8 protein-coding genes are annotated in these 11,926 nt (G+C 38.8%); 6 read left to right on the top strand and 2 right to left on the bottom strand.

All coding sequences use genetic code 11. The annotated features are described in order from the left end of the window. Positions 1-90: 90 nt before the first annotated feature. Positions 91-972 carry an ABC transporter ATP-binding protein gene (locus QUE72_RS13615; protein WP_074496056.1) on the top strand — a complete coding sequence of 294 codons (882 nt, stop codon included), beginning with the start codon at positions 91-93 and terminating at the stop codon, positions 970-972. Between the two features lies 1 nt (position 973). Next, complete coding sequence (locus tag QUE72_RS13610) at positions 974-1,978, top strand: ABC transporter permease (RefSeq protein WP_074496054.1); 1,005 nt, start codon at positions 974-976, stop codon at positions 1,976-1,978. Here QUE72_RS13610 and QUE72_RS13605 read toward each other — a convergent pair. Beyond that, positions 1,975-4,107, bottom strand: coding sequence for a winged helix-turn-helix domain-containing protein (locus tag QUE72_RS13605; RefSeq protein WP_286269566.1), 2,133 nt, complete (start codon positions 4,105-4,107; stop codon positions 1,975-1,977). The genes QUE72_RS13610 and QUE72_RS13605 overlap by 4 nt on opposite strands. Positions 4,108-4,485: 378 nt before the next feature. Here QUE72_RS13605 and QUE72_RS13600 point away from each other — a divergent pair, with 378 nt between their 5' ends. The 3 genes from QUE72_RS13600 to QUE72_RS13590 all read left to right on the top strand — a co-directional run bounded on the left by QUE72_RS13600 (position 4,486) and on the right by QUE72_RS13590 (position 9,264). Continuing rightward, on the top strand, positions 4,486-7,551 hold the full coding sequence (locus tag QUE72_RS13600; RefSeq protein ID WP_286269564.1) for a TonB-dependent receptor plug domain-containing protein: 3,066 nt from the start codon (positions 4,486-4,488) through the stop codon (positions 7,549-7,551). Between the two features lie 122 nt (positions 7,552-7,673). Continuing rightward, complete coding sequence (locus QUE72_RS13595; RefSeq protein ID WP_286269562.1) at positions 7,674-8,762, top strand: metallophosphoesterase; 1,089 nt, start codon at positions 7,674-7,676, stop codon at positions 8,760-8,762. Positions 8,763-8,895: 133 nt separating this feature from the next. Continuing rightward, positions 8,896-9,264: a YbaN family protein gene (locus QUE72_RS13590; protein WP_254849507.1), complete on the top strand. Its 369-nt coding sequence runs from the start codon at positions 8,896-8,898 to the stop codon at positions 9,262-9,264. A gap of 111 nt (positions 9,265-9,375) precedes the next feature. Here QUE72_RS13590 and QUE72_RS13585 read toward each other — a convergent pair whose 3' ends face one another. Continuing rightward, a complete protein-coding gene (locus QUE72_RS13585; RefSeq protein WP_286269558.1) occupies positions 9,376-9,960 on the bottom strand; it encodes a DUF4202 domain-containing protein in 585 nt (194 codons plus the stop codon). Positions 9,961-10,213: 253 nt separating this feature from the next. On the opposite strand from QUE72_RS13585, the gene QUE72_RS13580 reads away from it, so the two are divergent. After that, positions 10,214-11,857, top strand: coding sequence for a CTP synthase (locus QUE72_RS13580; RefSeq protein WP_074496043.1), 1,644 nt, complete (start codon positions 10,214-10,216; stop codon positions 11,855-11,857). Positions 11,858-11,926: the final 69 nt, after the last annotated feature.

Below are 11,926 nucleotides of genomic sequence, written 5' to 3'. Positions count from 1 at the left end.
TAATTAATCGCATTAAGTGCTTGTTGATGTTGTGAAGCGCCGAATTAAGCGTTACTATCTGATGTGTAAGTAATATTATGGAGTGATTTAATGACACCGGTCATTGAAGTAAAAGGGTTAACAAAAGTATATGGTGAGTTAAATGCGGTAGATGGCGTAGACTTTTCCATCAACCAAGGTCAATGTTTCGGTTTGTTAGGTCCAAATGGCGCAGGAAAAACAACAACAATCGAAATTATGGAAGGGATCATTAAGCCGTCCTCTGGTCAAGTGAAGTACTACGGAAAACCTGCGACTACTGCCATTGCTCAGCAAATAGGCATTCAATTTCAACATACCGCTTTGCAAGATTTCCTAACGGTAAAAGAAACACTTAATCTGTTCTCTTCATTTTATCAACAAACAATAAGCCATGAACGTTTAATTGAATTATGTGATTTAGGTGATTTTTTATCGCGAGATAATCGCCTATTATCTGGCGGTCAAAAGCAACGTTTGTTATTAGCATTGGCACTAATTAATGACCCTGATATTGTTTTTTTAGATGAACCAACAACGGGGTTAGATCCACAAGCAAGACGAAATTTTTGGCAATTGATAGGTAAAATTAAAGCCAATAATAAAACAGTTATTTTAACGACTCATTATATGGACGAAGCAGAGCAACTTTGTGACGATGTAGCAATAATGGATAAAGGCAAAGTTATTGAACAGGGCACGCCTGACCAGTTACTTTCAAGGCACTTTAAGGATGTTTTTATCAATCTGCCTATAGAAGATATAGATGAACATTTAGTGGCAGAAAATAATTGGTTGATCGAAGGTAATAAAGTGGTAATTTCCACGTCAACCGTTGAACAAACATTAGCGTATTTGATAAAGCAAAATATTTCACTAACGGGGCTACATGTAAAGTCGCCGAATCTTGATGATCTGTTTCTAAAATTAACCGGTCATTCTTTGAGAGAATAATATGAACATTAGTCGGTTTTTAGCTGTCGTTAAGGCACGTAATTTAGAGTTTGTGAGGGATAAGTCATCGTTAGGTTGGAGTATTCTGTTTCCTGTAATTTTGTTAGTGGTGTTGTCATTTGTTTTCTCTGGTGATGGTAAAGCTGCTTATAAAGTCGGTGTGATAGATTTAACAAAGGTTGAATCAAACTTTCTGCAAACGAAGTATATAGATTTTGTTGATTACCAAGATGTAGCTCTTGCCCAAACTAAGCTTGCTCATCATAGCCTTGACATGGTGGTTGATTTTACCAATCAACGGTATTGGATCAATCAAGATTCTCCTAATGGTTATTTAGTTGAAAGAATATTTTTAGCCGAACAATCAGGCTTTGAAGCATTAACGACTACGGGTGAAAAAATACGCTACGTTGATTGGGTGTTACCGGGTATATTGGGAATGAATATGATGTTTTCATGCTTGTTTGGTGTGGGATATGTCATTGTAAGGTATAGAAAAAATGCAGTATTAAAGCGGTTGAAGGCTACACCACTAACGGCATTAGAGTTTGTTAGTGCGCAATTAGCATCACGTATCATTATTGTGATGCTTACTTCGAGTGTTATTTATCTTGGTTGTAATGTGTTTTTTAATTTTTATATGTTAGGCAGCTACGTTGACTTATTTATTGTTGGTTTACTCGGTTCAACGAGTTTGATCACCTTAGGGTTATTAATGGCATCAAGAAGTAAAAGTGAAGAGCTTACGGGTGGGTTGTTGAATCTAGTTTCTTGGCCAATGATGATGCTTTCTGGCGTATGGTTTAGTCTTGAAGGTGCGCCTAAAGGTTTACAAGTTTTTGCTGACTTTTTACCTTTAACCCATTTAGTGTCAGGCGCACGAAAAATTATTACAGAAGGTGCAAGTTTAGCAGACATTAGTTACCACTTAGCGATAATGGCAGTGATGACTACAGTATTCTTATCGCTAGGTGCTTACTTCTTTAACTGGAATACAGAGCGTTAATTTTGTAAAAATGGGTGCGTTAACTTTTTAATATCTGACTGGGGGGAGTCAGCTTGGGTAAACAATAAGGTATCTATACTCGCCAGTGTTGATAAATTGGTCGTTGAACCTAAAGAATCTTTCGGTAATTTAACTAAAGGTGTACTGGTTTGTGTGGCAAAACTGTAAAAGCTAATAAGGTGGTAACGTCGATAATTTTTACGATAGTAAATACCTTGTTCGGTATACTCCCACGCGTACGTGACTCTAAAATCTTTACCAGATATTTTCTCTAAGGGACTGTCATTAAATAAATTGTTATCTAATTCTTTTTGCCAAAGTCCTTTTTTGGTTGCGGTATACACTAACGTCGATGGAGAGGTCATAACACCAAAACGACCACCATCAAACGTTAAGCGCTTGCTGTCTCCTGTTTTTACATCTATTTGATGTAAGTCCACATATTCGCTCTCATAAACTGCGGAAATAATGGCATCGTCTTGCCATGACCACGTAGGGCGGTTATGTACTTTATGTTGGCTCGGCACGATAGACAGTTTTTGCGTGTCCATATGATAAATATATATTTTATCAGATTCATTACCTTCAATAGGGGCAAGAAACGCTATTTTAGAGCCGTCGTGTGACCATCGAGGGTAACGTATTGACCGTTCTAAAAAGGTTAATTGCGTTCGGTTTTTACCTGATGTATCGGTTAACCAAAGCTCATAATAGCCAGACTCATTGGAGACATAAGCAATTTTATTTTGTTTATGAGAATAATGCGGGTGGTGGTGGCTAAACTCTGATTGTATCAACGGAAAGGGCGTAGATACGATATCACTGTCTAATGCTAATGTTGCTAAATGGTACTTCTCGCTTCGCTGTTGAAAAAACAACTCACCACTTTGTGTTGCAAACGCTGGGTAACTAAAACCATCTATATCAATTTGTGCGGTTTCTTTATTCTTGATATCAACAATATGACCAGATCTTTTATCAGCACGTTGCGCAGCGTATACCAGTTTTTTACCTGACGGGTGCCAAGTTAAGCCTACAATATCTTCTTCATTGGTGGTTATCGCCGTGGCTTCTTTGCTAGCAAGATTGACCAAATAAATATTTTCATTAAAACGGCTAACACGTCGCGTAACTGCAATATGCTTTCCATCCGGGGAAAATTTAAAGTCTCTATCTTTATAACCGCAGTCAATACTGCATGAAAAACGAATCGGCTGGCTTTGTTGGTCGGTTAAGTCAATAAAATAAATGCCATTTTCATCGGCAGGTTCATGGAAACCGTGAAACGCGAGGGTTTTATCATCAGGCGAAATATCAATATAGTAGTAGCCTCCTTTTAGTGGACAATCTACAATTGGATTTTCTTCTCGCGTTTTTATTTTTAACTGAATAACGTGGCATTGACTGCGATCGGCAGCGCGCTTGGCGAAATATAAATATTGACCATCGTTACTCCATACAGAATGACTAAGGTGATTATTACCAAAAGTAAGTTGCTCAGGTGGACGATCATTGTTATTACGATCTTGCAAATATAAATTACGATCTGCTTGCTCTCCACTCCACTTAAACACGATTTTTCTGCCATCAGGTGATGGGGACGCAAACAGCTCTGTACCTGGCTCTTTGGTAATTTCACTAACTACGAGGTCGTTATATTGCTTAGGTTGTGTTAGCTGCATTATCACAATGGCAAGTAAACCGATTAATGCTACAGCTAAGGCAATAATGCCTTTTGGTGCTTGGTTTGCAGGAACGACTTGTTCTTCAGTGATTAACGGTTGAGAGCGCTCAGGTTCGTGTAAAAAAACAGGCTCAATTAATAATCGGTAACCTACTTTTCTAATTGTTTCAATGACTTCACTATCGCCATCTGCACCTTGCAGGTTTTGGCGCAAATGCCAAATTGCATTGGTTAGCGCTTTTTCGCCAACGTATTGATTACCATTCCAAACATTTTCAATTAACTCATCTCTGGGAATAACGCGTGGGTATTCTTTTGCTAAATAACACAGCAGTTCTATAAATTTGGGTTGGAGTGATTGCTTTTCTTGTCTGGAAAAACAAATAGCGTATTCGATGGGAATCACTTGACATTGACCAATAGTGAATACCGAATCTGAAATCATAAATCGAGCTAATGCCTTGTTATTTATTTGGGGTGGAGTACAAAAACGTTGCAAAATAATAATAGCGATTACTCACAACACATACAATATAAACTCGTCTTAAAAGTGTAACTATTTTACATTTATATAAAAAAGTATTGATGTTGATGTTGTTTGTTAAGGTTTGATTTTAAAGGGGAAAATAAAAATAGATGTTAAATAGAGATAGAAAAGACGCTCAGCCGATTGTGCCATTACCTACACTTACGTAAATAAGTAGCTAAAGCAAAAATAATAAAAGTCGTTGCTTATCATTGCTGTCACATTTTTTATGTACTAAGTGGTGCAAGGATGTTGGCAGTATACAAAGAAAGTCACATAAAAAATAAGGGAAATGTCATGAAAAAAACACGCATATCGGTCGCGATACAGTCAGCTATGTTTAGCTCTGTTGTTGCTATCTCTGGTACTGCTTCAGCAGATGAAAACCAGTTGCTTGCCGAAGTAGAGGCACAGTCTGCTTCTGCTCAAAGTTCATCAGAAAAACAGGTAAAAGAAGAAAAGCCTGAAAAAATTACCGTTACTGGTTCACGTTTAAGACGCGATAGTTTTAGTGTAGCTACACCATTAGCGACAATGGACAGAGAAGCCATTGAAGATACAGGTATCGGTTCTCTATCAGATATCTTAATTGATGAACTTCCTCAGTTATCGGAAGGTACAAGTAACAGTAACTCTCAATCAAGTGTGCAAAATACCGGTCTTTCAACGATTGACTTACGTGAATTAGGTACGAATCGTACCTTAACGTTAATTGATGGTCGTCGTGTTGTGTCTAACAGTTATAGCGGTAACTATGTCAGCTTAAGCACTATTCCTTCAGGTATGGTAGATCGTGTAGAAGTTATCACCGGTGGTGCATCAGCTGCGTATGGTTCAGACGCTATCGCAGGTGTGGTAAACATTATTACCAAAAAAGATGCTGAAGGTTTCTCATTTAAAGCACGTGGCGGTGAATCAACGGATGGCGGCGCACGTGAATACGGTTTAGACATGGATTTTGGTACTGATATCGCTGATGGCCGCGGTAGCATTTTCCTTGCAACAAGTTATGACCGTGAATTTGGTTTAGATTTTGAAGATCGCAGCCGTGCGCAACAGCAAGATTCTTGGGATTACGATGATGAACTAATGTGTAACTTGATGCAGACCGAATCTGGCGATCAATGTATGCGTGATATCACTAAAGCTGATTGGCGTAGTTTAAGTGATTCTATCCCTGGCGGTGTTTTTGATGAAGAAAGTAGTACGCGTCCAGATGCTGGCTTTTGGTATGATCAAAACGGCTTACGTGATGATTGGCATGAAGAGCGTTATGGCATCAATACTAACCAATTTGTGATGCTTCGAGTACCAGATGAAAAAGCGTCTGCGGCAGTAAAAGTTGATTATGATCTAACTGACGATACGATGTTCTACGGTCAGTTACAATATAGCTATAATCGTTCAATCAATGATAAAGCACCTGAAAGTGAAGATGAATGTGACTCTATTGTGACGCATGATATCTCTACAGGTGAGTTTGGTGCTGATTGTATCGGTCGTATTCCTAAAAATAACCCATTTATGCCAGAAGAAATTCGTGATCAAGCAAGTTCACGAGGTGTTAAATGGGACAGAAATTTTGCTGAAGTAGGTAACATTGTTACCGATAATACTCGTCGAACGATTCGTTCATGGGCCGGTTTACAAGGTACCATGTTAGATGGCGATTGGGATTGGGATTTATCCGTAGGTTTTGGTAAGTTCGAACAAAACCAACGTAGATTCAATGAACTATATGTCGCTAATGTGCGTAATGCCTTAGATGTAGAAAGTGACGGTAATGGCGGTTATCAATGTGTTGACGCGACTGCTCGCGGTGAAGGCTGTGTGCCGTTAAACATGTTTGGTGAAGGCGCTATTTCGGATGAAGCGGCTGACTATATTCGTGCTAATCCAGGTATCAACACTAAGATTGAGCAGTTTAATGTTTTAGGTTATATGGCGGGCGATTTATTTGAAATGCCAGCAGGTATGGTGTCTTCGGTTTTTGGTTTTGAATATCGAAAAGATACACAGGATGTTAGTACTAATGTACCTGAAGGTGGCGTTACATTTAACTATGTACCTGACTTTAAAGGTGATTTAAGTGTGGCTGAAGTATTTGCAGAAGCGGCATTTCCGTTACTAAAAGATGTTGAAGGTGCTAAAAACTTAAGTGCTGAAGTATCTGTTCGTTTAGCCGAATACGACCTGGATAATATTGATCTTGTACAAAGTTACAAAGCTGGCCTTGTATGGGAGCCTATTGAAGGTTATGCGGTTCGTGCAAACTGGGCTCGTGCGCAACGTGCTCCTACCATTACTGAAGCAATGTCACCTCCGCGTGGTGATTACGATTCGTTTGACGATATTTGTGATGGAGTTACTGCTACGTCTACAGATCCTGGCCATGCGAATTGTCGACAAATTCCAGGTATTGCTGCTGAAATTGCTGCTGAAGGCGAATTTGAAGATGAGAATAGCGGTTATTCACCTAATGTGGGTAATGCCGACTTGTTTGAAGAAACGGCGGAAACCGTCACACTTGGTATTACCATGGCGCCGGCATTCTTAGATGGTTTTAGAATGGCGATTGATTATTATGACATTTCAATTGAAGATGCGATCACCTCTTTTGGCAATGAAGATATTATCGAATTCTGCTTTGATTCATCAGAACCTTTTGGTAACGATAACCCGTTCTGTAATGATGTTGAACGTGACCCTAGTGATGGGCAAATTACCGGTGTTATGCAACGTCTTTATAACCAAGATGAAATCAGTACCAGTGGTTATGATGTTGCTGCGGAATATCGTTTTGACTTAAATGAATATGGTAATGTTAAAATTAAAGCCGATTGGACTCATGTAATAAGTTATCAAGAAACAAAAACATCTCCTGACGGTCAATACACAACAGATTACACAGGTTCATTATCTGCTGACGTCTTCCAAGATGCGGCAAGTGCTTCTGTAACTTGGTACAAAGATAGCTGGCGTGTACGTTGGAGCATGAAGTATAAGAGCGATGTTGTTTCAAGTAAGTCGCGTTATGATGACTACTACGAACCACTTGATGCAGAAGGTAATGGTGGCGTGATCACTGAGTATTATGCGGCATGTGCTGAAGATTCAAGTGTATGTGTTGATAACCCAGAAAAACCATACCAGTTATTCTTACCATCATATGTACGTAATGACGTGTCTGTTTCTTACAGCACTGATTTAAGCAATGGTGCAGAATTACGCCTATTTGGTGGTGTTAACAACGTATTTGATAACAATGGACCATTTATCTTAGGTGGTAAAGGCAACTATGACAGCTCTTACGGCGGCGGAAAAGGACGATTCATATATGCTGGCGCAGAAGTGAAGTTTTAATCAGCTTATAAATTCTCTCTGGACGAATCATTTTCACAAGGACGTGAAATCAAGCGATATGGACGTTATTGCTAAATGCAGCACAGGGATGTGTTTTTTATTTAAGAGTTATAGGTATGAATATGTCTAATATCGGTAAATGGCTACTGATTGGGTTACTTGGAGCGAGTGCTTTAAGTTATGCAAAAGGTGATGAGCAATCGATGGTTGTTTCTGATGGGCCTTATATCAAAAAACAAAAGGGTGAGCTTTCTGTTGAGTGTGTTATTAACAGTCAAGCAAAACGCTATCAAGGATTATCATTTATTGCACGCATGCAAATTGATCACTGTGGTTACCCTGTAACGTTGTCGAATATTGATTTTATTGAAAAAACAACACTTATTTACAACACCAAACAACGTGTTGTAGCAACAAGTGATTTTCATGGTCAATATGCGATCATGAAGCGTTTACTCCAAAGTAATGGTGTTATTGATCGTGATGGCAATTGGGCATTAGGTAAAGGACATTTTGTGATCACCGGCGATATTTTTGATCGTGGTGCCAAAGTGACTGAAATATTATGGTTTGTTTATCAGCTTGAACAACAAGCAAAAGCTGCAGGTGGTTATGTGCATTTATTATTAGGTAACCATGAAGTAATGGTACTTAATGGAAACTTGCGTTATTTACACCCTAAATACATTGACGTTGCCAGAATACTTGAAACACCATTTGAGTTATTGTTCGATAAAGGTTCTGTGCTTGGCGACTGGTTAAGAAGTAAGCCTGTATTAGTAAAAATAAACAATATGTTGTTTGCTCATGGTGGCTTTCATCCTGAATTAGTTGAACAAAAGCTTACTCTAGCAATGATCAATAAAAGCTTTAAAGAAAATTTAGTAGAACGAGAAATTACTGGGCCTAGAGATGACTTAGGTCAGTTCATGCATAAATCTAAAGGGCCTATTTGGTATCGAGGTTTATTAAAAGATAATGGTGCAACATCTGCTGAAATTGATTTATTGCTTAAGCATTTTGATGTGGAACACCTAGTTGTTGGTCACACTTCACAGAAAGAAGTGCTGACAAAACATCAAGGTAGAGTTATTGCAATTGATTCAAGCATCAAGCGTGGTCAATATGGCGAAGTGTTAATTGTAGATGGCGATAAAAAGTGGCGTGGCACATTAGATGGTAAGCAATTACCGTTAAAAAACCGCGACTAAAGTGATAGCCCTGTTCAGAAGGGCTACCTTATGCAGCCTCACTAGAAGAAAAATCAAATACTATGTGAATATGAAACGTCAATAATATTTTTTGCTATACTGTAAGAGCAAAATTGAACACAAGGATGCTCTATTGTTGTTAAAAGTTATTGGCATATTGTTTGTCTCACTCGCAGCCCTTGGCGCAGTGTTACCTCTTTTACCTACCACGCCATTTTTGTTGGTGGCCGCGGCGTGTTTTGCAAAATCGTCGCCTCGTCTTTATAACATGTTACTGGCTAATAAAGTATTTGGTCCATTAATTTACCACTGGCAACAATCTAAGAGTATCCCTAAAAGAGGTAAGGTCGTTGCTTTGGTTTCAATTGTATTTGCAGCCAGCTGGTCTGTGTATGTCATGGACAATATTTGGTTGAAAATTCTAGTGGTAGCATTAATTGCAGGACCATTCATTTTCATATGTAAGTTGCCGATAGCAGAGGGTAATCATCCATTAAAGTAAATACCAATTTAATTAAATTGGTATTATTTGATCATTCCTAGTTTATGCTTCGGTATGTTTTGGCTTTCAGCCTATTTATAGAGAGGCGTACTACCAATACTGAGTAACAGTTTAGCTAAGTGCTTTGTTTACTAATGCTGCTAAGTGTTCAGGTAACGTCAATTTCAAGGCTATTTCATGGCTCTTGTCGGACATTTTTCTCCATGTTTTTTGCAAGATAGAAATTACTTTTTCATCGCTATGTTTTTCAGCAAACGGTGCAAAGTAATGTTGTAAAAACACCAAACATGCAACATCTTCGAGTGTTTGGCTGTCTTGATCTCGTTTTAACTTTTCTTTTCTAATAATTTTAGCGGTGTGTTCAGCTTCTTGCTCATTATAACCATGTTCTAGCATAATCTTTTTGGCTATATCAGCGTGCATTTTCCCTAACTCTTTTCGCCAAGTAAGATAGCCTTGTTTACCTGTAGGATATTCGGAGCGTGCTATATGCCAACGTTTTACATGTTGCGCACGTACCGCTATTTGTAAACATTCACTGGCATTTGGCCAGTACTTATTCAAACAAGCAGTCATTTGGTGACCGTAAACTAACTCTTTAGCAATACTTTCTTGATTGATGGTGAGCTTATTTGGATCTTGGCGGTTGATTTTATCAATAGCGGTGAAAACGTGCTGACAACGATCGGAATTCATATAGAGGCTCTGCAAACGGGAAGAATATATGGATGATATCGTTTTCGAGCATCACTGCAAGTTTTCGTTTCTAAAATTATCGACTATTTTATATAGATTGATGATAAGTTTGTGTTGTTGTTAATCAGCGAAATGCGTATAATGCTCTCCCGTCTTGTTGAGGCGGCATTAGCGCAATATTTCGTAGCACTTTCTTGCTGATTCAACACACAAAAACGCAAATTTTTCTAATTTTCCTGATTCTGGGTAACGCATGACAACTAGATATATTTTCGTAACCGGTGGCGTTGTATCGTCTCTTGGTAAAGGTATTGCGGCAGCATCTCTTGCGGCAATTCTTGAGGCACGTGGCTTGAAAGTTACGATGTTAAAGTTAGATCCATATATTAATGTTGACCCAGGGACAATGAGCCCCATTCAACATGGTGAAGTCTTTGTTACAGAAGATGGTGCTGAAACTGACTTAGATTTAGGTCATTACGAGCGCTTTATTCGTACCAAAATGACAAAACGGAATAACTTTACTCAAGGGCGCATCTATCAAGATGTACTTGCGCGCGAGCGTAGAGGTGAGTATTTAGGTGCAACTATTCAGGTAGTTCCACACATTACCAATGATATTAAACGTAGAGTGATTGAAGGCGCTGAAGGTGCTGACATTGCGATGGTTGAAATTGGCGGTACGGTTGGTGATATTGAGTCACAACCATTTTTAGAAGCAATTCGTCAGCTTGGCACTGAACTAGGGCGTGAACGTGCAATGTTCATGCATTTAACCCTTGTTCCTTACTTAGCTGCCTCAGGTGAAATTAAAACTAAACCTACGCAACACTCTGTAAAAGAGCTTCGCTCTATTGGTATTTTCCCAGATTTATTGGTCTGTCGTAGTGAAAATGCAATACCGGCAAATGAACGTGAAAAAATCGCATTATTTTGTAATGTAGCAGAGCGTGCGGTTATCGCGATGCGTGATGTAGACTCAATTTATAAAATACCAGCTATCTTAAAAGAACAAGGAGCTGATGAATTAGTAACGAAACGTTTTGGTATAGACGCGCCGGAAGCCGATTTATCTGAGTGGGAAAAAGTACTGTATCAAGAAGCGAATTCTATCAGCGAAATTAGAGTTGGCATGGTAGGTAAATATATCGAGTTACCTGATGCCTATAAATCAGTGAATGAAGCTTTAAAACATGCAGGTTTAAAGAATCAACTGAATGTTAAAATTCAATATATCGATTCTCAGAATATTGAATCAAAAGGTACTCAACAGTTAGATGATTTACACGCAATTTTAGTACCTGGCGGGTTTGGTGAACGTGGCGTTGAAGGGAAAATACTTGCCGCACAATACGCCCGTGAAAATAAAGTACCTTACTTAGGTATTTGTTTAGGTATGCAAGTGGCCTTAATTGAATTTGCTCGAAATGTAGTGGGCATGGAAGATGCGCACAGTACTGAGTTTAATCAAGCTACGCCATATCCTGTTGTGGGTTTAATCAATGAATGGTTAGATGAAGAAGGCCAAATGGAATACCGTGATGAAAACTCAGATTTAGGCGGTACGATGCGTCTAGGGTCACAATTGTGCCACTTACTGAAAGGTACCAAGGTATGCGACGTATATGGCAGTGAAACAATTTATGAAAGACACCGTCACCGTTATGAGGTAAATAATAACTACAGAGATAAAATCGGCAAGGCTGGTTTGGTTTTTTCTGGGTTATCTACCGATAAGAGTTTGGTTGAGGTGATAGAAATTCCAGATCACCCTTGGTTTATTGCAGGACAATTTCATCCGGAGTTTAATTCAACGCCTCGAGATGGACATCCGCTATTTGAGAGCTTTATTGCGGCTGCTTACGAGTACCGTAAAAACAAATCAAATAAAGCATAATCTTTTTAAAACCGTGGCTCTTGCTGCGGTTTTGTTTTTTTAACACTTACGTTTACTTTTGTCGATGTA

This window comes from Thalassotalea hakodatensis (assembly GCF_030295995.1).
In the GTDB taxonomy this organism is placed as follows: Bacteria; Pseudomonadota; Gammaproteobacteria; order Enterobacterales; family Alteromonadaceae; genus Thalassotalea_C; species Thalassotalea_C hakodatensis.
This window is presented reverse-complemented; position numbering and strand designations above follow the sequence as displayed.